The 20120-nt window shown below is 74.2% G+C and carries 17 protein-coding genes; 8 read left to right on the top strand and 9 right to left on the bottom strand.

Going from position 1 to position 20120, the window contains the following annotated elements:
• Positions 1-53: 53 nt before the first annotated feature.
• Both GA0070603_RS25675 and GA0070603_RS25670 read left to right on the top strand, forming a co-directional pair.
• On the top strand, positions 54-1313 hold the full coding sequence (locus GA0070603_RS25675) for an ROK family transcriptional regulator (RefSeq protein ID WP_091318870.1): 1260 nt from the start codon (positions 54-56) through the stop codon (positions 1311-1313).
• A gap of 131 nt (positions 1314-1444) precedes the next feature.
• The gene (locus GA0070603_RS25670) at positions 1445-3091 is read left to right on the top strand and encodes a PP2C family protein-serine/threonine phosphatase (RefSeq protein WP_244282606.1); all 1647 of its coding nucleotides are present in this window, start codon (positions 1445-1447) and stop codon (positions 3089-3091) included.
• Positions 3092-3100: 9 nt separating this feature from the next.
• Here the strand turns inward: GA0070603_RS25670 and GA0070603_RS25665 are convergent, their stop codons facing one another.
• Positions 3101-3625: a MarR family winged helix-turn-helix transcriptional regulator gene (locus tag GA0070603_RS25665; RefSeq protein ID WP_091318868.1), complete on the bottom strand. Its 525-nt coding sequence runs from the start codon at positions 3623-3625 to the stop codon at positions 3101-3103.
• A 95-nt stretch (positions 3626-3720) separates the two neighbouring features.
• Here GA0070603_RS25665 and GA0070603_RS25660 point away from each other — a divergent pair, with 95 nt between their 5' ends.
• Complete coding sequence (locus GA0070603_RS25660) at positions 3721-4851, top strand: PP2C family protein-serine/threonine phosphatase (protein WP_091318866.1); 1131 nt, start codon at positions 3721-3723, stop codon at positions 4849-4851.
• 22 nt (positions 4852-4873) lie between these two features.
• Here GA0070603_RS25660 and GA0070603_RS25655 read toward each other — a convergent pair whose 3' ends face one another.
• The 7 genes from GA0070603_RS25655 to GA0070603_RS25625 form a co-directional block, all read right to left on the bottom strand.
• On the bottom strand, positions 4874-6358 hold the full coding sequence (locus GA0070603_RS25655) for a sugar transferase (RefSeq protein ID WP_091318863.1): 1485 nt from the start codon (positions 6356-6358) through the stop codon (positions 4874-4876).
• Positions 6359-6571: 213 nt separating this feature from the next.
• On the bottom strand, positions 6572-8326 hold the full coding sequence (locus tag GA0070603_RS25650; RefSeq protein WP_091318860.1) for a VWA domain-containing protein: 1755 nt from the start codon (positions 8324-8326) through the stop codon (positions 6572-6574).
• 177 nt (positions 8327-8503) lie between these two features.
• The gene (locus tag GA0070603_RS25645; protein WP_208862949.1) at positions 8504-9538 is read right to left on the bottom strand and encodes a lactonase family protein; all 1035 of its coding nucleotides are present in this window, start codon (positions 9536-9538) and stop codon (positions 8504-8506) included.
• A 150-nt stretch (positions 9539-9688) separates the two neighbouring features.
• Complete coding sequence (locus tag GA0070603_RS25640; RefSeq protein ID WP_091318854.1) at positions 9689-10291, bottom strand: GTP-binding protein; 603 nt, start codon at positions 10289-10291, stop codon at positions 9689-9691.
• The gene (locus GA0070603_RS25635; protein WP_091318851.1) at positions 10272-10661 is read right to left on the bottom strand and encodes a DUF742 domain-containing protein; all 390 of its coding nucleotides are present in this window, start codon (positions 10659-10661) and stop codon (positions 10272-10274) included. Before GA0070603_RS25635 ends, GA0070603_RS25640 begins: the two co-directional genes overlap by 20 nt.
• Entirely contained in the window at positions 10651-11067 is a 417-nt protein-coding gene (locus tag GA0070603_RS25630) for a roadblock/LC7 domain-containing protein (RefSeq protein WP_091318849.1), read from the bottom strand. The genes GA0070603_RS25635 and GA0070603_RS25630 overlap by 11 nt, the downstream gene beginning before the upstream one ends.
• Positions 11067-13361 carry a sensor histidine kinase gene (locus tag GA0070603_RS25625; RefSeq protein WP_091318847.1) on the bottom strand — a complete coding sequence of 765 codons (2295 nt, stop codon included), beginning with the start codon at positions 13359-13361 and terminating at the stop codon, positions 11067-11069. Before GA0070603_RS25625 ends, GA0070603_RS25630 begins: the two co-directional genes overlap by 1 nt.
• 411 nt (positions 13362-13772) lie before the next feature.
• On the opposite strand from GA0070603_RS25625, the gene GA0070603_RS25620 reads away from it, so the two are divergent.
• From GA0070603_RS25620 to GA0070603_RS25600, 5 genes are all read left to right on the top strand, one after another.
• Positions 13773-14366 carry a hypothetical protein gene (locus GA0070603_RS25620; RefSeq protein ID WP_091318844.1) on the top strand — a complete coding sequence of 198 codons (594 nt, stop codon included), beginning with the start codon at positions 13773-13775 and terminating at the stop codon, positions 14364-14366.
• Between the two features lie 13 nt (positions 14367-14379).
• Positions 14380-15345, top strand: a complete 966-nt coding sequence (locus GA0070603_RS25615; RefSeq protein WP_091318842.1) for a hypothetical protein — start codon at positions 14380-14382, stop codon at positions 15343-15345.
• Between the two features lie 127 nt (positions 15346-15472).
• Positions 15473-17128 carry a sodium:solute symporter family protein gene (locus tag GA0070603_RS25610; RefSeq protein WP_091318839.1) on the top strand — a complete coding sequence of 552 codons (1656 nt, stop codon included), beginning with the start codon at positions 15473-15475 and terminating at the stop codon, positions 17126-17128.
• A gap of 16 nt (positions 17129-17144) precedes the next feature.
• Complete coding sequence (locus GA0070603_RS25605) at positions 17145-17468, top strand: hypothetical protein (RefSeq protein WP_091318837.1); 324 nt, start codon at positions 17145-17147, stop codon at positions 17466-17468.
• Positions 17469-17558: 90 nt separating this feature from the next.
• Positions 17559-17942, top strand: coding sequence for a hypothetical protein (locus GA0070603_RS25600; RefSeq protein WP_091318835.1), 384 nt, complete (start codon positions 17559-17561; stop codon positions 17940-17942).
• Between the two features lie 99 nt (positions 17943-18041).
• Here GA0070603_RS25600 and GA0070603_RS25595 read toward each other — a convergent pair whose 3' ends face one another.
• Complete coding sequence (locus GA0070603_RS25595) at positions 18042-19823, bottom strand: glycoside hydrolase family 6 protein (RefSeq protein ID WP_091322304.1); 1782 nt, start codon at positions 19821-19823, stop codon at positions 18042-18044.
• Between the last annotated feature and the right edge of the window lie 297 nt (positions 19824-20120).

The raw sequence follows: 20120 nt of genomic DNA, 5'->3' as shown, positions 1-20120 counted from the left end.
GGGGGACCTCCGGGTGGTGGCGTCGTCCGCAATTTGTTCAGTGGTTGAATTAAATGGCCGTCGTGTGGCAGTGTCAAGCGGTGAACAGCACCAGCAGCGCCGGGGCCGTCCGGCAGGGCAGCCTCCGCGAGCTCAACCTCGCGGTCGTGCTCCGGCGGATCGCCGCCGCCGACCGGCCACCGTCCCGGGCCGAGATCGCCGCCGGCACCGGCCTGACCCGGGCCACCGTGTCCGCCGTGGTCGACGACCTGATCGCCGGCCGGCTGGTGGCCGAGGCGGAGCCCGCGCCGCGTACCGGGGCCGGCCGGCCCGCCCGTGGCCTGGTGCTGTCCGGCGACGGCCCCGCCGGGCTCGGCCTGGAGGTGAACGTCGACTACCTGGCCGCCTGCGTGGTCGACCTGACCGGCACGGTCCGGCACCACCTCGTGCGCCGCGCCGACCTGCGCCCGGTGCCCCCCGCCGACGCCCTGGACCGGCTCGCCACGCTGGCCGCCGAGGCCCGCGCCGCCGCCGTCCGCGACGGGCTGACCGTGGCCGGCGCGGCGCTCGCCGTCCCGGGCCTGGTGGGCGACGGCGGCCTGGTCCGGCTCGCGCCCAACCTCGGCTGGCGCGACGTCGACGTGCCCGCCCTGCTGGCCGGGCACCCCCTCGCCGCGCCGGTCGACGGGATCCCGCCGCTGGTGGTCGACAACGAGGCCAACCTGGCCGCCCTCGGCGAACTGCACGCCGGCCCGCCCGGCTCGGCCAGCTTCCTGCACATCACCGGCGAGATCGGCATCGGCGCGGGCATCGTGCTCGACGGGGTGCTCTACCGGGGCGCGCGCGGCTGGAGCGGCGAGATCGGTCACATCCCGGTGCAGCCGCAGGGACGGCCGTGCCGCTGCGGCGGCCAGGGCTGCCTGGAGCGGTACGCGGGCCAGGAGGCGATCCTGGCCGCCGCCGGCCTGGCCGGCGCGGACCTCCCGGCGGACACCGCCGCCACCCGGCTGGCGGACCTGGCCGGGGCGGGCGACCCGGCCGCCCTGGCCGCGCTGGCGGACGCCGGGACGGCCCTCGGGGTGGCCGTGTCGGGCGTGGTGAACCTGCTCGACCTGGACACCGTGGTGCTCGGCGGCGGATACGCCCCGCTGGCCCCCTGGCTGCGCCCGCCCGTGGTCGCGGAGATCTCCCGGCGGGTGCTCACCGCCGCCTGGTCACCCGTGACGGTGCGTCCCGCCGCGCTCGGGGCGCGGTCCGCGGCGGTCGGCGGGGCGGCCTCGGTGATCCGCCGGATCGTCGAACGGCCGGTCGGCTGGCTGGCCCGCTCCGGGTGACCCCGGCACTCCTCGACGGGCGTTCGACAGCCCCGCTCGGTACGCTTGCCGCCAGGCGACGTACCCGCAACCGAGGAGTGCACCGACAGCATGCGCACGGGTCGACTGACCGAAGCGCCCGGCCACCCGCGGTGACGAACGCCCGACGGGGTGGGGTCGCCGGCGAGGAGCAGACCTCCCCGGGCCGGCCGGCCGGGACCGCGGAGCCGGCCGACGACCGACTCGCCCGCGAACTGCTGGACGGGCTCGCCGAGGCCGTCGTGACCACCGACGGGGCCGGCGTGGTGACCCTGGTCAACGCGATGGCCGCGGAACTCCTCCCCGAACTGTCCCCCGGCGTCGGCCTGGCCGGCTGCCCCGTGCCCGCGCTGGCCGGCGCGGTCCGCGACGGCGCCGGGACCTTCGACACCGAGCACCACGGCCGCCGGCTGCGCGGCGTACGCCGCGGCCTGGCCGGCGGCCACTGCGCCTGGTACGTGCGGGACGCCACCGAGGAGCAGGCACGCGCCGACGCCCTGGCGGCCGAACGGTCCCGGACCGCGTTCCTGGCCCGGGCCGGCAGCCGGCTCGGGCTGTCCCTGCACCGGGAGCAGACGCTGCACGCCGCCGTGACCCTGCCGGTGCCCTACCTGGCCGACGCCGCCGTGGTCGTGCACCGCCCGGCCCCGCCCGCCGAGGACGCGCCGCACTGGATCCGGTACGCCACCGATGACCCCGGCCCGGCCACCGGCGTCACCGGGTGGCGGGCCGCCGAGTCGGTGCCCGGGCTGGTCGAGGCGCTCGCGGGGGAACCCACCGAACCCAACCCCTGGCTCGACGCCGAGCTGGCCGACCTGGCCGAGGTGCTGCCCGCCGGCTTCGGCCGGCCCGGCACCGTGCTGATCAGCCCGATGCGCAGCGCCGGCGGGCCGGCCGGCGCCCTGATCCTGGTCCGCCGGCCCGAGCGGGCGGGCTTCGACCTCCGGGAGACCGAGCTGGCCCGCGAGTTCGCCGCGCGGGCGGGCGCGGCGCTGGCCGCCGCCGAGCTCTACGGCGAGCAGGCCCACCTGGCCCGTGTGCTCCAGAACAGCCTCCTCCCGCCGCACCTGCCGCCGCTGCCCGGGATGACGCTGGCCGGCGGCTACCGGGCCGCCGGGGACGGCCTGCGCATCGGCGGTGACTTCTACGACCTCTTCCCCACCGCCGACGGCGGCCTCTTCGCGGTCGGCGACGTCTGCGGCAAGGGCGTCGGCGCCGCCGTGCTGACCGGGCGGGTACGGCAGTCGTTGCAGACCCTGCGGCTGGTCGAGCAGCGCCCGCGGGAGCTCATGGTGCTGCTCAACCGCGCGCTGCTGGACGCCCCCGACGCGGCCCGCCGGGCCCAGTTCACCACCCTCCTGCTGGGCGCCCTGGGCCGCGAGCCGGACGGCGGGCTGCTGGTCCGGTTGGCCGGCGGCGGCCACCCGGCCCCGCTCGTGGTCCGGGCCGACGGCCGGGTCGAGCCGGTCACCGTCGGGGGCATGCCGGTCGGCGCGCTCACCGCGGCCCGCTTCGCCGAGGCGGAGGTACGCCTCAGCCCCGGCGACCTGCTGGTCGCGTACACCGACGGGGTCACCGAGGCCCGGGGTGGCCCCACCGGGCTGGAGATGTTCGGCGACGACCGGCTGCGGCAGGCGCTCGCCCCGGCGGCCGGCCTGCCGCCGGCCGCGCTGGTCGACCGGCTGCTCGCGCTCGTCGACGAGTGGCTCGGCGGCCAGGTGCACGACGACATCGCCATGCTGGTCGTGGCGGCGGGCTGACCCGGCCGGTCAGGCGGTGCGGGCCACCGGCGGCTCGCCCGGTGACTCCGGCCCGGCCAGCGGGTCGCCGATCCGCTCCCCCGAAGGCTGGAGCACCGGCCAGCCCTCCGCCGGGGCGGCCTCCCCGCGCCGGCCGACCTCGTCGAACTCGCGCATCCCGCGCAGCAGCGCGGCCCGCCCCTCCGCGCTCATTCCGGCCAGGATCCGGTCCAGCCGGTGGCGCCGGTCGGCACGCAGCTCGGCGAGGAGCCGGGTGGCCGTCGGGGTGAGGTGCAGGGCGATCTCCCGGCGGTCGTACCGGCCCGGCTCGCGCTCCAGCATCCCGGCCGCCACCAGCCGGTCGCAGAGCCGGCTGGCGGAGGAGAGCAGCATGTCGGTCAGGGTGGCGAGGCGGCGGAGGTTGATCCCGTCGTACTGCTCGACGACCATGACCGCACGTAACTGGGCGCCGGAGAGCCGACTCGTGGTCCGCTCCCGGGCCGCCTCCCAGACAGCCAGCAGGGTGCCCGCCGCCTCGTCCAGTGCGGCGGCCATACTCAGATCAGGTCCCTCGGGACCGCGTTCTTCGGCCATGGTGCGCCCGAGACTACCCGGCTCACCAGGCCGGCGACCTGTGCAAAGGAGCAAAGATGAGCGGACCGGTGGATCGGGCGCGGCGGAGCCTCACCGAGGCGCCGACGGACCAGCTCGTCGACCGGCTCGCCGTCGAGCTGGAACAGTCGTACGGGATCACCAGCACTGAGCTGTACCAGGTCGACTACCGGCTGGCCGCGCTGCTGCCGTTGTCCGGAGGTGAGCCGATCGTCACCCCCGGGCACCCGGCGTGGCGGTGCTTCGACCACCAGGAGCCGATCGTCTCGGAGGGCACCGGCTGGTTCCCGGTGGGGATGCGCGGCGAGCGGCGCGGGGTGCTCCGGCTCTCGCCGGTGCCCGGCGACCCGGCCGACCTGGGCGCGCTGGACGCCGTCGCCACCGCGCTCGGCCACGAGCTGGCCGCGGTGGCGGCCACCACCGACATCTACCTGACCGCCCGGCGCAGCCGGCGGCTCACCCTCGCCGCCGAGATGCAGTGGGAGCTGCTGCCGGGCCGCAGCCGGATCCGTCCCTCGTTCAGCCTGGCCGGCCAGCTGGAGCCGGCGTACGCGGTGCGCGGCGACGGCTTCGACTGGTCCGACGACGGCCACCGGCTGTGGCTCTCGGTGGTCAACGGCTCGGGTGAGGGGGTCGCCGCCTCCATGCTCACCTCGCTGGCCATCCACGCGCTGCGCAACGCCCGCCGCGCCCGGCTGGGGCTGGCCGACCAGGCCGCCCTGGCCGACCAGGCGATCTACGCGCTGCACCGGGGCGAGCAGCACCTCTCCGCGCTGCTGCTGGAGCTGGACCTGGCCACCGGGATGCTGACCGTTGTCGACGCCGGCTCGCCCCGCCTGGTGCTGCTGCGCGACGGCGAGGTGTCCGAGCAGGTCCTGGACAAGCAGTTCCCGCTCGGCATGTTCGAGGGCACCGACTACCGGGAGCAGCAGTTCCAGCTGCGGCGGGGGGACCGGCTCTTCGTGGTGAGCGACGGGGTGATCGACGCCACCTCCGAGCGGATCCGCTACGGCGAGACCGCGCTGGACCGCTTCCTGCGGCGGACGGGCCCGATGGAGCCGCTGGACGCCGTCCGGTCGCTGATCGGGGACCTGCGCGCCTTCGTGGCCGGCGACCTGGTCGACGACGCGGTCGTGGTCTGCCTGGACTGGTTGGGCCCGCAGCCCTGACCCGCCCGGGCCGGCCGCCGGCTCAGTAGGCGCCCCGGCTGTTGACCACCGCGCCGAAGGTCTTCCAGAGGATGGTCAGGTCGGCGGCGAGCGACCAGTTCTCCACGTAGTAGAGGTCGAGCCGGATGCCGTCCTCCCAGCTCAGGTCGGACCGGCCGCTGACCTGCCACAGCCCGGTCATGCCCGGCTTCACCAGCAGCCGGCGGGCCACGTCCCCGTCGTACCGGGCCACCTCGGAGGGCAGCGGCGGGCGGGGGCCGACCAGGCTCATCTGGCCGAGCAGCACGTTCGCGAGCTGGGGCAGCTCGTCCAGGGACCACTTGCGCAGCAGCCGGCCGACCCGGGTCACCCGGGGGTCGTCGCGCATCTTGAACATGAGGCCGTCGGTCTCGTTGCGCGCGGCCAGCTCGGCGAGCAGGGCGTCGGCGTTGACCACCATGGTGCGGAACTTGAAGACGCCGAACTCCTTGCCGCCCTGGCCGACCCGCGTCTGGCGGAACAGCACCGGGCCCCGGCTGTCCAGCTTGATGGCGAGCGCGATCACCCCCAGCAGCGGGGCCAGCAGGAGCAGGGCGATCAGCGAGATCGAGCGGTCGACCAGCCCCTTGACCAGCTTGCGGGCGCCCCGGAACTCGGGCGCCTCGACGTGGATGAGCGGCAGGCCGGCGACCGGCCGGGTGTGGATGCGCGGGCCGGCGACGTCGGTCAGCGCCGGCGCCACCACCAACTCGACGCCGGTGCCCTCCAGCTGCCAGCCCAGGCGGCGCAGCCGGGTCGCGGTGAGCTCACCCGAGGCGGTGACCGCCACGGTGTCCGCGCCGATCGCGGTGGCCGCCTCGGGGATGCCCCGGAACGAGCCGACCACCGGCACGTCGCCCAGCCGTTGTGGCACCGGGGCGAGCAGCGCGTCGGGGATGCAGGCGCCGACCACCTGGTACCCGGCGTACGGCTCGCGGCGCAGGGTGTGCACCAGTTCCAGCACGTGCGCGGTGTCGCCGACCACCAGCACCTTGCGGGACCAGCCGGCGCCCCGGTCGCGGGCGCGGTGCAGCCGCTTGCGGGCGGCGAACCGGGCCACCTCCAGGCCGACCGTGCCGACCGCGAAGGAGATGGCCAGGAAGCCCCGGGACACCCCGACGTCGGCGATGTAGCCGGCGATGGCGATGCCGCCGGCCAGCCGCAGGCTCGCCGCGTTGACCCGCCGGTACTCGTCGGCGCCGTAGCCGAGCACCTGGTCGTCGTAGCAGCGCATCGCCTTGAGCGAGACCAGCCAGACCAGCAGCAGGGCGGGCGCGACCACCACGTACGGGATCTCCGAGCCGCTCGGCTGCTCGTCGCCGAACCGGGCCACGTAGCCGATCAGGATGGCCACGGCCAGCACGGCGGTGTCCAGCACCACGAGCAGCCGGATGTAGGCCCGCTCCGCCGCGCGGGTCGCCGGACCGGGGCGGTCGCCACCCGGTCGCGACGACGTGCTGGCGGGGGTCAACAGCGTCGCCGAGGTCACCGGCCCTCCCCACTTCGCTCAGGACGACCCCGCGCCGCGCCTTCCCGGTGGGGGGCTGCGGCTCGGAGCACCCGGTCATCATGCCTTGGCAATTATGGTCACCGATTGATTCGGACGCATTACCGTCAGTTTTCGCCCGACCGCCGGAGCCGGGAAGCGTTCCGCCGTACCGGATTCTGCCGGTACGGCGGAACGCGTGCGCTGAGTCTCGGGTCAGCGCGGCGCCGGCGGGCGCAGCGCGATCGCCTGCAGGAAGATCTCGCCGATCTTGCTCGGGTCGGTGGTGACGAACGAGCCACCGCCTGTCACGTCGGTGATCGACTTGAGCTCGGCGCGGCTGACCTCGGTGCCGATGCCGATGATGATCACCTGCACCGGCTGCTCCTCGTCCCGCAGCTTCTTGAGCTGGTCGAGCAGCGCCTTCTGGCTGATGCCGTTGGCGTCGTCGTTCTTGCCGTCGGTGAACAGCACGATCGAGTTGACCTTGCCCGGCTCCCAGTCCTCCTGGACCTTCTTGTACGCCGCGAGCATGGTGTCGTAGAGACCGGTGTCGCCGTCCGAGGGCCGGATCGAGGCGAGGCCCTGCTGGAGCGCGCCACGGTTGCTCGACAGCGGCTTGATCCCGATCACCTCCCGGTAGTCCTGGGAACCCTGGAGGTTGGTGGAGAACGTCCACAGGCCGATCGACCAGGAGTCGTCGAAGAGCCCCAGGCCCTGGCTCGCGGCGGCGACGGTGACCTGCTCCCGGCTGGCGCCGTTGGCGGTCGCCACCGGCTTCTTCATCGAGCCGGAGACGTCGATGACGCAGAGCATGCGACCGGACTGGGTGGCCACCGACCAGGTGGTGGTCGCCGTCTGGATGGCCTTCGGGTCCAGGTCGGCCGCGCCGCCCTGGCCGGACGGCGGGACGGCGCTCGCGCCGCCGTTCGCCGGGCTGGGCGCGCCCTGCGGCGCCTTGAACCCGTCGCCCCAGTTGCCGTCCGGAGCCCGCAGCGCCTGCGCCGCCAGCCGGTTCTTGAAGCTCGACGTCCGCAGCACCTCGAAGAGCACCCGGGCGGCCGAGGCCTTGGTCGGCTCGATGCCGGGCAGCACCGCGAACGGGTAGTCCAGCGCGATCGGGTCCGGCTTCATGTAGAGCGCGGCCAGCGGGATCGGCGGCTTGGTGTTGTTGTAGGCGATCACGTCCTCCTCCGACAGCGCCGCCGCACCCAGACCGTTGGCGATGGCCGTCGGGTCGGTGGAGCGCGGGAAGCGGGCGAGGAGGTCCTGTCGCAGCGAGGAGCGGTTGGTGGCCAGCGCCCGCAGGGCACCGACCATGGCCTCCTGCGCCTGCGGGGAGCCGGCCTTGCCGGTGGCGCTGGCGGCGGCGGTCAGCGAGAGCAGCCCGGACAGGCCGGCCGCGTCCTGGGTCGGCTCGACGATCCCGGCGCGCAGCGGCTTGCTGCTGGTGACCTGGCCCAGCAGGTCGGTCCAGCGGATCTCCTTGTCGGGCCAGCCGATGCGGGAGGCCACCGGCTCGGGCAGGGCGACCACCACGGGGCTGCGGGCGATCGAGGCGCCGTTGGCCGGCGCGAAGGCGGTGGCGCCGCCGCTCTTGAGCCGGACCAGCCAGGTGGAGGAGTCCGGCACCCAGACGTCCGGGGTGACCGCCGTGCCGCTGGCCTGCCCGACCCCGGCCAGGGTGGCGCCGTGCTTGCTCGCCACCGCGGCGGCCACGTCGACCGGCTCGGCCGCGGAGACGTTCACGGCGATGCAGGTGTCGCCGACGGCCGCGCCGTCGGCGACCCACTGGTCGGCGGCCCCGCGTACGGCGGGGGCGATCTCCGGGGCCGCCGCGAGGGACAGTTCGATCCGGCCCGAGCAGCTCGGGCCGGCCAGCTGCCGGTAACCGAACCAGGAGCCGGCTACGACGACAGCGAGAGCGATCGCCGCGGCGACGGCAACTGCCCCGTGGAGGCGTGAACGCATGCGATGGCGGCCAGACACGGTGACCATCTTGCGTATCTCGTGGGGTTACTGCCACAACCGTTCGGACGAAAGTTACGCAGGAGAAACAGTTGATCGCCAAATCATTACGTTGAGTGAGCGATCAGTCATCCCAGGTGATCAAAGTCCACTCAGGACGGTGTTGCGGTCACCGGTCGGTCACGGACAGACGCAGGTGGGGCTCGCCACCGGCACCGGCTCGCCCACCGGCTCGGGCACCCCGGTGCCCGGATCCACCCGGAAGATCCTGATCATGCCGGCCCGCTCGTCGGCCACGTAGAGGTGCCCGCCGGTCAGGACGAAGTGCCGCGGCCACTCGCCCCCGGTGTCCACCTCGGCCACCAGCTCCGGCGCCGCCCCGGCCAGCGCGAAGACCGCCACCGTGCCGACCCCCCGGTTGCCCACGTAGAGGTAGCGGCCGTCCGGCCCGACGGCGACCTCGGAGGGCTGCACGTGCCCGACCCGGCCGCTGGCGTCCACGCGCACCCGCTGGTGCAGCCCGTCCGGGGTCAGGTCGTACGCGGTGACCGTGCCGTCCAGCTCGCCGACCAGCCAGCAGCGCCGCCCGTCCGGGTGGCGGGCCAGGTGCCGCGGCCCGGTGCCGGCCGGCGTCCGCAGCCGGGGGGCGCGGGGCACCAGCCGCCCGGAGGGGGCGTCGAGGTCGTACCGGTAGACGGAGTCGGTCCCCAGGTCGACGGCGAGCAGCGGGCCGCCGCCCGGGTCGGGCGAGACCATGTGACAGTGCGCCTGCTCCTGCCGCTCCGGGTCGGCGCCGTGCCCCTCGTGCCGGACCAGGTCGCTGCGCTCCCCCGGCGCGCCGTCGGCGGCCAGCGGGAACACCGCCACGCTCCCGCCGCCGTAGTTCGCCACGAACAGGTGCCGCCCGTCCGGGGCGACCGCCAGGTGGCAGGGCTCGGCCCCGCCGGTCGGGCGTACGCCCAGCGGGTCGAGGTCGCCGCCCGGGCCCACCCGGAAGGCGCTGACCCGCCCGTCGGCCAGCTCGTTGACCGCGTAGAGCACCGGCAGCGACGGGTGTCGGACGAGGAACGACGGCGACGGGGTGACCGCCACCGTGCCGAGCGGTGTCAGCGCGCCGGTCGCCGGGTCGCGCCGGGCGGCGACGATGCCCTCGGCCCGCCCGTCCGACTCCGCCGTGTAGCCCCCGATGTGGACGATCGCGTCCTGCCCGGTCACCGCTCCCACCTTCCGCCGTCTCCACCGTCGATCAAACCAGAGGCTTCCCGGACAGCCGGCCGGTTAGGCGTCATCCGGGGCACCGGTTTTCCGGGCGGCCGGAACGCGCCGTTTCCGGGGCCGGCCGGACCGCGCCGGTGGACGGACGGGTCAGCCCACCGGCACCGGCTCGCCCCGCTGCCGCGCGACGTGTTCGACCAGCGAGATCAGCACCAGCTTCCCGGACTGCCGGTCCCGGGCGTCGCAGAGCACCAGCGGCACGTCCGGATCCAGGTCCAGGGCGTCGCGGACCGCCTCCAGGCCGAACCGGCGGGACCCGTCGAAGCAGTTCACCCCCACCACGAACGGGATGCCCCGCTGCTCGAAGTAGTCGATCGAGGGGAAGCAGTCGGCCAGCCGGCGGGTGTCGGCGAGCACCACCGCGCCGAGCGCACCGAACGCCAGCTCGTCCCAGAGGAACCAGAACCGGTCCTGGCCCGGCGTGCCGAACAGGTAGACCTGGAGGTCGTCGTTGATGGTGATCCGGCCGAAGTCCATGGCCACCGTGGTGGTCGACTTCTGCTCCACGCCGGAGACGTCGTCGGTGCCGATGCCGGCGCCGGTCAGCACCTCCTCGGTCTGCAAGGGCCGGACCTCGCTCAACGCGCTCACCAGCGTCGTCTTGCCGGCGCCGAAGCCACCGGCGATGAGGATCTTCAGAGCCAGCGGCACCCGCGGCGCGGCCGGCTCCCGGTCAAAGCGCACGGAGTCCACTGACCACCGCCTTGAGGATGTTGTCGTCGGGCAGGTGGGCGGCGGCCGGCGGCCGGCGCACCGTGACGAGCCCACGGGCGAGGAGGTCGCCGAGCAGCACCCGGACCACGCCGACGGCGAGGTCGAGGTCGGCGGCGAGGTCGGCAACGGCCACCGGCCGCCGGGCCAGGTCGACGAGGCGCCGGTGCTCCGGCTGGAGACCGGGCACCCCGGCCGGGTCGGCCCCCGGCGTCGTCAGCACGAACGCCACCAGGTCGAAGCCGTCGACCGGCGGCCGCACCCGCCCGCCGGTGAGGGTGTACGGGCGGACCACCGGGCCGGCGGCGGCGTCCAGCCACTCGTGCTGGGGGCCCGGCGACTCAGCCCGCATCGGTCGCCGCCGTGCGGGCCGGTGCGCTGAGGTTCTCGCCGACCCGGATCACCAGCATCGCCATCTCGTACGCCACCAGGCCGATGTCGGCGTCGGCCTCGCTCACCACCGCCAGGCAGGCGCCCTGCCCCGCGGCCGTGACGAACAGGTACGCCGACTCCATCTCCACCACGGTCTGCCGGACCGCGCCGCCACCCACGTGCCGGGTGGCTCCCTTCGCGAGGCTGGAGAAGCCGGAGGCCAGCGCGCAGAGGTGTTCGGCGTCGGCGCGGTCCAGGTCGGCGGAGGCGCCGAGCAGGAGCCCGTCCGCCGACAGCACCACCGCCTGGCGGGCGGCCGGCACCCGCTCCACCAGGTCGTCCAGCAACCAGTCGAGATCGGCGTTCTGCCGCGTCGTGTGCACCACTAGGCGTCCCTCTCAGTCGCGGTTGGTTGGTCCGGAGCCGCGGGCGGCTCCGGCGGGGAGGGCTCGGCGGCGCGGCGGGCGCCGTCGCGGCGGCCGCGGGCGGTGCCGGCCTGGAGCGCGGACATGGCCCGGCGGGCCTCCTCGGGCGTGCGGTGCGCCGGTTTGTCGACGGCGACCGGCCGGGGGCGGGCCACCGGCCCGCGCCGGCGGACCCGGCGGGGCAGGCCGTCGCCGTCCGCCGGCGTCTCCACAGACGAGGTACGGCCGGCGGGCAGCGGCAGCACCGCCGACTCGGGCCGCTCCCGGCCGGGCCGGGTGGTCCGTGGCCGGGGGACCGTGGCCAGCCGGGTCACCTTGGCCATCCGCCGGTCGTCGGGGCCGGCGACGCCGTCCGTGGCGGCGGGGCCGAGCGCCGGCTCGTCGGTGACCAGGTCCGACGGGACGAGCACCGCGGCGGTGGTCCCCCCGGGGGAAGCCGGCCGCAGCTCGACCCGGACGCCGTGTCGGGCGGCGAGCCGGGCGACCACGAAGTGGCCCAGCCGCGCGCTGTCGGCCGGGTCGAACTCCGGGGCGTGGGAGAGCTTGTGGTTCGCGTCGGCCAGGGCCGGCGGCGACATGCCGAGCCCCCGGTCGGTGATCTCGATGGTGTAGCCGCCCGGCACGCTCCGGCCGCTGACGTCCACCCGGGTGCCGGGCGGGGAGAAGACGGTGGCGTTCTCGATCAGCTCGGCGAGCAGGTGGATCACGTCGCCGACGGCGCGGCCGAGCACCCCGGCCGGCTGCACCTCGCCCACGTCGACCCGGTCGTACGACTCGACCTCGGAGATCGCGCCGCGCACCACGTCCACCGCGGCGACCGGGTTGCGCCAGCCCCGCCCGGGGGCCGCGCCGGCCAGGATGACCAGGTCCTCGGCGTGCCGCCGAAGCCGGGTGGCGAGGTGGTCGACCTGGAACAGGCCGGCCAGCTCGTCCGGGTCCTCGGTCCGCCGCTCGAGCCGGTCCAGCAGCGCCAGCTGCCGGTGCACCAGGCCCTGGCTGCGCCGGGCGATGTTGAGGAACACCTCGTTGAGGCCGCGGCGCAGGGTGACCTCGTCGACGGCGGCCTGGACGGCGGTGCGGCGCACCTCGTTGAAGGCCCGGCCCACCTGGCCGATCTCGTCGCCGCCGTGGTCCAGCTCGGGCGCCTCGCGGGCGACGTCGACCTCCTCGCCGCGACGCAGCCGGGCCACCACGTCGGGCAGCCGGTGCTCGGCCATCTCCAGCGCGGCGGTGCGCACGCTGGTGAGGCGCCGGTCCAGCGACCGGCCGACCCGCAGCGCCACCAGCACGCAGACCACGATGGCGAGCAGGCCGAGCACCCCGGCGGCGGCGAGCCGGACCAGGATGCGGACCGCCATGGGCACGGACCGCTCGGCGAGGGTGTCGGCGCCGCGCAGCTCGAAGTCCCGCAGGCCCTGCGAGACCGCGGCGTAGCTGGTCTCCCAGGACCGTACGTCGAGCCCGGCCGGCAGGTCACGGGCGCGGATCAGGGTGTCCTGGAGGGCGCGCAGCCGGACGAACCCCTCCCCTTCGGTGAGCCGCTGGTATCCGGCGCGTTCGGCGGGCGGCAGGTCGGCCACCGCGTTCTCGGCCAGGAAGCGCTGGTTCTCGATGGTGCGGACCAGCTGCTCGTGCTCGCCCTCCGCGTACCGGCCGGCGGTGACCGCGCCGGCCAGCAGTGCGTCGGCCTGGCCGAGCAGCTCCCGGGACCGGCCCAGCGCGGTGAGCGCCAGTGCCTCCCGGTTGATCTGGGTGTCGGGCAGGGTGGCCATGCCGGAGAACGCCTGGAAGGCGGAGCCGATCATGCCGCTGTAGAGCCCGACGGCGCCGGCCCGGTCGACCTTCCTGCTGTCGATGAAGCCCCGGCCGGCGGGCAGCGCGTCGAGCGCGGAGACCAGCTGGTCGAGCCGGGCGTCGAGCTGGTCGTCGGCGGCGTCGCGCAGCTTCTCCCCGTCGACCCGGCGCCGCAGCTCGGCGACGGCCCGGTCGGTGCGGGTGCGCTGCTCGGCCAGCGCCGGCAGGGCGGTGTCGCCGGCGAGCTGGACGACCGAGAGCCGGCGTTCCCGTTGCAGCTCGGCGACCACGCTCTCGCCGGGCCGGCCCAGGTCGTAGAGGAGGGTGCGCGCGGCGAGCAGGTCGAGGGCCGGGCCGAAGGTCAGCGTCGTGGCGAAGATCCAGAGGGCCAGCAGCCCGGTCACCGGACCGACGACCAGCGCGGTCAGCTTGGCGCGGATCGGCCAGTCTCGGGTGTTCATCAAACCTCGCCCCGGGGAAGGTGTCGCAGGGGTGGCGCCGGCACCCGCCGGAAGGGCCGCGACGCCGGGCCCCGGCCCGGGCGCCTTGGGCAGGATACGTAATCCCCAGCCGTTGCACTACCGGCCGTCTCGCCCCTCACTACGGTCCGGAATGTTCGCTGTGGACACCGTTGGACGGGAACGCCCCGCCGGAAGGTTCGTCCACAAGAGGCGCACGATCCGGCGTCCCGTACGCGGTCCCCGGATCCCCGGCGGCGCGCTTACTGGAATGAGTCCACTTTTGGCGAAGTCGGACCATGTGTGCCCCGTCGTGCCGTAGGGAGGTCTGGGGGTGTCATCGCGCAGGAAAGTGCCGCCGATCGGGATTGGCGATCACGCGCGGGAGGGAATACAGCGGGCGAAGGAGGAGCCATGTCGCCCACGCAGGTAGTCGTCATAGTCATCGTCGTCATCGTGCTCGCCGCCCTGGCCGCGTTCGCCGTGGTGGCCAGCCGCCGCCGGGCCCTCAAGCAGCGCTTCGGCCCCGAGTACGACCGGGCCGTCGCCGAGCAGGACAGCCGCGGCGCGGCCGAGCGGGAGCTGCGCGAGCGGGAGCGCCGCCACGCCGAGCTGGAACTGACCCCGCTCAGCCCGGAGTCCCGGGCCCGCTACGCCGCCGCCTGGGAGGAACTCCAGGTCCGCTTCGTCGACTCCCCGGCCGAAACCGTGGGCGACGCCGACGAACTGGTCAGCCGGCTGATCGCCGAGCGTGGCTACCCCACCGGGGACTTCTCCGACCAGATCGCCCACCTCTCCGTCGAGCACGCCCGCACCCTGACCCATTACCGGGACGCGCACGACATCCGGCTGCGCAACGAGCGCGGCGAGGCCGGCACCGAGGACCTCCGGCAGGCGCTGGTGCACTACCGGGCCCTCTTCGCCGACCTGCTCGGCGAGGACCCGGTCGGGCACCGGGCGCCGGACCAGCGCCACCCCGATTCCGAGCACGACGCCACGAGCCGCTGAGGAGGCCGCCGCCATGCGTCAGGAAGAGCAGCAGGTCACGCAGGACCACCCCGAGGCCGTCCGGTCCGCTCCGGTGCCGGTCCCGCCCCCGGGCGACCGGGCCGACGGCGACGGTTCCGAGACCGACCGGTCCACCCGGGCCGAGGTGCCGGAGGACGCGCTGGACGACCGGGGCACCTTCGACGACCCGGCGGTGGCCGGCGAGCGCGCCGACCGCCGGGAGGCGGAGCCCGACGAGACCCGGGCGTACGACGCCGGGGACCTCCGCGACGCGGAGGCCGCCGACGCCGACGACCGGCCGGTGTACCACGATCCGGCGCCGCTGCCGACGACGTTCGGGGCGGCCTCGGTGGGCGACGCGGTCGCCGCCTCGGCGATGGCCAGCGGGCGGCCCGAGGACGAACGGGACCCGCGGGGCGAGGACACCGTCGCGCCGGGCGACGGCGCCCCGGGCCGGACCGACGCGTTCGACGACGAGCGGGCCGACCCCACGGCGGGCGACCGGCTGCACGACCCGGACCGCTGGGAGGCCGCCCACTCCGGCGCGGCGGTCGACGACACGGCGGCCGCCGGCGGGGCCGGCTACGGCAGCGCCGAGCCGGCGATGGTCGACCCGGACACCAGCACGGCCGCGGCCGGTGCGGGCGCGGCCGGTGCGGCCGCGGCGGTCGCCGGCGCGGCCCGGCCCACCCCGGGCGCGGTGCCGACCGACGCCGCCACCCTCTTCACCCCGGAGATCGCCCAGGACTTCCGGGACCGCTGGCGTGACGTCCAACTCCGCTTCGTGGACGACCCGCGTGCCGCGGTCGGCGAGGCCCAGTCGCTGGTCGAGGAGGCCATCGAGGCGCTCTCCGCCGCGCTGCGCGAGCAGAAGACCAAGCTCGGCGGCTGGCAGGAGTCCGGCTCGGCCGACACCGAGCAGCTCCGGGTCGCCGTACGCGGCTACCGGGACTTCCTGGACCGGGTCCTGGGCCGCTGACCCACGTCGCACGGAGCCCCGGCCGGGTGGACGGCCGGGGCTCCGCCGCGTCCACGGATCGACCTACCGGCATGGAATTTCGCGAAGTGGGTATCTGCGGGCGCAGTCGCCACGGAGGGAGCACGCGATGGGTGACGGTCTGCGGTTGAACATGAACGCCCTGGACTACGTGATCCTGGCGCTCTACTTCGTCACGGTGCTCGGCGTCGGCTTCGCCGCACGGCGGGCCATCCGCACCAGTGTCGACTTCTTCCTCTCCGGGCGGTCGCTGCCCGCGTGGGTCACCGGCCTGGCGTTCGTCTCGGCGAACCTGGGCGCCCTGGAGATCATCGGCATGGCCGCCAACGGCGCCCAGTACGGCATCATGACCGTCCACTACTACTGGATCGGCGCCGTGCCGGCCATGGTCTTCCTCGGCATCGTGATGATGCCCTTCTACTACGGCTCGAAGGTCCGCAGCGTTCCCGAATACCTGCGGCTGCGCTTCAACCGCCCGACCCACCTGCTGAACGCGCTCAGCTTCGCGATCGCCCAGGTCCTCATCGCCGGCGTGAACCTGTACGCGCTGGCCCTGATCATGCAGCTGCTGCTCGGCTGGCCGCTCTGGGTGGCGATCGTGATCGGCGCGTTCATCGTGCTCGTCTACATCACCATCGGCGGCCTCTCCGGCGCGATCTACAACGAGGTGCTCCAGTTCTTCGTGATCATCGCGGGTCTGGTGCCGATCACCGTGCTCGGCCTCGTGAAGGTCGGCGGCGTCAGCGGCCTGATGGACGCGGTCCGCGGCTCGAAGCTGGGCGAGGCCGGGCTGCACGCCTGGCAGAACACCGGCAGCACGGACAACCCGCTCGGCGCGCACTGGCTGGGCATCGTCTTCGGCCTCGGCTTCGTGCTCTCGTTCGGCTACTGGACCACCAACTTCGCCGAGGTGCAGCGCGCCCTGTCCGCGCGGAACATGAGCGCGGCCCGGCGTACGCCGATCATCGCGGCGTACCCGAAGCTGCTCATCCCCGTGGTGACCGTGATCCCGGGCCTCATCGCCCTGATCACCGTCAAGGGTCTCGGCGCCGAGAGCGGCGACATGGTCTACAACAACGCCATCCCGCTGCTCATGCGCGACCTGCTGCCCAACGGGGTGCTCGGCATCGCGGTGACCGGCCTGGTGGCCTCGTTCATGGCCGGCATGGCCGCCAACGTCAGCGGCTTCAACACGGTGTTCACGTACGACATCTGGCAGGCGTACTTCCAGCGGGACCGCTCGGACGAGTACTACGTGCGGGTGGGCCGGATCGCCACCGTCGTCGCGGTGCTGATCGGCATCGGCACGGCCTTCATCGCCGCCGGGTTCAGCAACATCATGAACTACATCCAGGCGCTGTTCTCGGTGTTCAACGCCCCGCTCTTCGGCACCTTCATCATCGGCATGTTCTGGAAGCGGATGACCGCGCTGGCCGGCTTCTGGTCGCTGCTGTCCGGCACCGTGGTGGCGCTCGGGACCTACCTGCTCTACCGGGCCGGCGTGATCCACTTCAACTCCGACCTGGAGGAGAGCTTCTGGGGCGCGGGCCTCGCCTTCGTCACCGTGGCGGTGGTCGCCGCGATCGTGACGCCGCTGACCCGGCCGAAGCCGGCCGACGAGCTGACCGGGCTGGTCTACGGCCTGTCCGACACCACGCTCAAGGACGACTCGCTGGCCGGCGACGCCGCCTGGTACCGCTCGCCGGTGCTGCTCGGCGTGATCGCCGTGGTCCTCGCCGCCCTCTTCTACATCCCGGTCTTCTGAGGAAGGGACGTACGCCATGGCAGACGACGCCGACCGGTACCAGCACGGCGAGGCCCACGACCCGCTGGTCGACGAGACCGAGGACGCGCGGGAGGCGCGCTCCGCGGCGGCCCGGCTCTTCGACATCCGCCGGGTGATCGGCGGCCTGTTCGTCGCGTACGGGCTGATCGTGGGCCTCATGGGGCTCTTCGACTCGTCCGCGGAGATCGACAAGGCGCAGGGCGTCCGGATCAACCTGTGGGCCGGCCTGGCGATGCTGGTCTTCGGGTTGCTGATGCTGCTCTGGCAGCGGCTGCGTCCCACCGAGCCGCCGGAGCCGCACGCCGCCGACGAGCGCTGACCGACGGCCGGGACGCCGCCCCGGGCGGCATGGCCGGGCCCGCACGGGGTACGCCGTGGGGATCAGGGAACGGGACAGGAGGGCAGCAGCATGACGGATCGTGACCGCGGTGGCGAGCGGCCGCTGGAGGAGACCCCCGAGGTGGCCGCCGCGGTGGACGACGACAGCACGGTGCCGCAGCTGCGCACCGGTGGCGCCGACCCGGACAATCCCGTCTTCACCGAGCCCGACGGCGCGGTGCCCGACACGGGCTCGCCGGACCTCCTCGGCGACCCGTACGCGGCCGGGACCGGGGCCACCGGCACCGGTACGGGGGCGGGCGGGGACAACATCCGCACCGGGGCGGAGCAGCCGTGGGACCCCGAGGACCTGGTGATGGCCCGGGGTCAGGACATGACACCGGAGAACCTGGAGCGGGCCCGCCGCGACCTGGACGAGCTGGGCCGGGCGGCGATCGAGAAGACGGTCCCCTGACGCCCGGGGGCCCCTGGTCGACGTGGGGTCGACCAGGGGCCCGGGGAACCCGCGCGGCGGTGCCTCACTCCCGCCGCCGCGGGTGGGCCGGCCGCCGGATCAGGAGAGCGGCGGGTAGGCGTTCTGCATCAGCTGCTGGAACTGGGCCGGGAACCACGCACCGGAGATCGGCGCGTTCGGCAGGGCGCCGGACAGGTTGTTGCCGTTGCGGGCGTTGCCGGTGTACGTCGGGTCGCACATCCGGTCGAAGCCCTTGCCCTCGTCGTTCGGGATGGCCGTGCTGGAGCCGTCCGACTCACCCGGGGGCTTCACCCAGACGTACGCGTCGATGCCCGTCTCCGGGTTGGCCCGCGGCCGCTCGCCGAGGCCCGCGCCGGCCTGGTTGCACCAGTTGCCGGTGTGGTAGCGCCGGTCGACCCGGCCTCCGTCGACGTAGGCGTCGACGCTGGTCAGCGGGCCCGGGCCGGTGGGCCGGGCGGACCCGCCCCAGCCGTTGCGGGAGGTGTCGATCAGCATGCCGATACCGCTGTCGAAGCCGATCGACACCAGCTTCTGCCGGAACGCCTGGGCGAACGAGAGCTCGTCGACGTACTGGTTCCAGTCGATCCACTTGGACTGCCGCACGGTCTGGCCGTTCACCGAGTCGGTGACCTTGACGTACGGCTCCTTCAGCGCGGAGTAGTTGGCGGTGTTGACGATGAAGCCGTGCACGTTGTGCACCGTGCTGCCGGACGCGACGGCGGCGGCCTTGAGCTGGTCGGCGACCGGGCCGAAGTTGCTGTCCCAGCCGATCCACCCGTGGTGCGCGGCGTCGATGTAGTTGTAGACGTTGCCGATCGCGCCGAGCTTCGCCAGGGCGTAACCCACGCCGTTGACGTACGCGCCGTTGGCCTTGACCGTGTCGCACATGACGGTGCCGCCCGCGTTGCCCGAGGTGTTGGTCACCAGGTTGGGCAGCGAGTCGATCTCGATGATGTTGACGATGCGCAGGTTCTTGTACTTCGCGTCGCCCTGGATCGCGGCGATCGGGTCGATGTACTCGGCCTTGTAGCGGGGCAGCTCGTCGGGGCCCAGCTCACCGTTGGAGGCGAGCGCCGAGCAGTCCCGGCCGGGCAGGTTGTAGATGACGAACTGGATGTAGCCGGCGCCCTGGGCGAGCGCGGCGTCCAGGTGGTCACGGACCCCCATCGCGCCGTTGGAGCTGCTGTTCGGGGTGCCGTTGATGGCGGCGATCCGGTCGATCCACACCGCGGTCGGGTTGTTCGACACCCGGCTGCCGCCGGACACCGACTCGGCCTTGGCCTTCCACTCGGGGTTCACGTACCCCTTCACCCCGGCGTACGGGTTGTCGACCTTCTGGCCGGGCGGCGGGGGCGACGTGGGCGGCGGGGTGGTGGGCGGCGGCGACGTGGGCGGCGGGGTGGTCGTCGGCGGGGTCGAGGTGGGCGGCGTGCCGCCGTTGCAGACCGTGCCGTTCAGCGTGAACTGGGTCGGCTTCGGGTTGCTGCCGCTCCAGGCGCCGTTGAAGCCGATGCTGGTGCTGGCGCCGGTGGCCAGCGTCCCGTTGTAGGACTCGTTCTGCGCGGTGACGTTCTGACCGCTCTGCGACCACTTCGCCGACCAGCCCTGCTGCACCTTCTGGCTGCTGTTCGGGAAGGTGAAGCCGAGGTTCCACGAGCTGAGCGGGTCACCTATGTTCTTGATGACCACCGTCGCGGTGAAGCCACCGGGCCAGTCGCTGGTGGTGTAGTCCACGCTGCACTGGGTCGCGGCCTGCGCCGCCGTGACCGGGAGGGTCACCAGTCCACCGGCGACCAGGACACCCGCGCCGGTCAGCGCGAGCGCCCGGCTGCGGCCGGACAGCCTTCTCCACAGATTCATGCCACTGATCTCCTTGGGCGAGACCGGATCCGCGTACGGCCCGGTGGAAAGGCGCTCGGACGTCCGCCACGGGACGGCCGGCGCCACGGGTTTCTCGGGGGTGCCCGACCCGGACGGGCGTGATGGTGGTGGTGGACGACCGGCCCGCGGGGACCGGTCGGGGAGTCGGACGCCGTCCGGTGACCCGGCTGCCCTCGACGTCTGAGCTCGCGGTGTGGCTCCCCGAACCGCGTGCAGCGATTCTTGCATGGGAGCGCTTCCATGGCAATGGCTCGATGGAACACCGCCCGACCGGAC

It is taken from the genome of Micromonospora chersina (assembly GCF_900091475.1).
Taxonomy (GTDB): domain Bacteria; phylum Actinomycetota; class Actinomycetes; order Mycobacteriales; family Micromonosporaceae; genus Micromonospora; species Micromonospora chersina.
This window is presented reverse-complemented; position numbering and strand designations above follow the sequence as displayed.

Coding starts and splice junctions, on each gene's coding strand:
- GA0070603_RS25660 (WP_091318866.1), top strand. CDS start 3,721: ATGAGCGGACCGGTGGATCGGGCGCGGCGGAGCCTCACCGAGGCGCCG.
- GA0070603_RS25600 (WP_091318835.1), top strand. CDS start 17,559: ATGACGGATCGTGACCGCGGTGGCGAGCGGCCGCTGGAGGAGACCCCC.
- GA0070603_RS25605 (WP_091318837.1), top strand. CDS start 17,145: ATGGCAGACGACGCCGACCGGTACCAGCACGGCGAGGCCCACGACCCG.
- GA0070603_RS25595 (WP_091322304.1), bottom strand. CDS start 19,823: ATGAATCTGTGGAGAAGGCTGTCCGGCCGCAGCCGGGCGCTCGCGCTG.
- GA0070603_RS25625 (WP_091318847.1), bottom strand. CDS start 13,361: ATGAACACCCGAGACTGGCCGATCCGCGCCAAGCTGACCGCGCTGGTC.
- GA0070603_RS25650 (WP_091318860.1), bottom strand. CDS start 8,326: ATGCGTTCACGCCTCCACGGGGCAGTTGCCGTCGCCGCGGCGATCGCT.
- GA0070603_RS25635 (WP_091318851.1), bottom strand. CDS start 10,661: ATGCGGGCTGAGTCGCCGGGCCCCCAGCACGAGTGGCTGGACGCCGCC.
- GA0070603_RS25675 (WP_091318870.1), top strand. CDS start 54: ATGGCCGTCGTGTGGCAGTGTCAAGCGGTGAACAGCACCAGCAGCGCC.
- GA0070603_RS25665 (WP_091318868.1), bottom strand. CDS start 3,625: ATGGCCGCCGCACTGGACGAGGCGGCGGGCACCCTGCTGGCTGTCTGG.
- GA0070603_RS25620 (WP_091318844.1), top strand. CDS start 13,773: ATGTCGCCCACGCAGGTAGTCGTCATAGTCATCGTCGTCATCGTGCTC.
- GA0070603_RS25610 (WP_091318839.1), top strand. CDS start 15,473: ATGGGTGACGGTCTGCGGTTGAACATGAACGCCCTGGACTACGTGATC.
- GA0070603_RS25615 (WP_091318842.1), top strand. CDS start 14,380: ATGCGTCAGGAAGAGCAGCAGGTCACGCAGGACCACCCCGAGGCCGTC.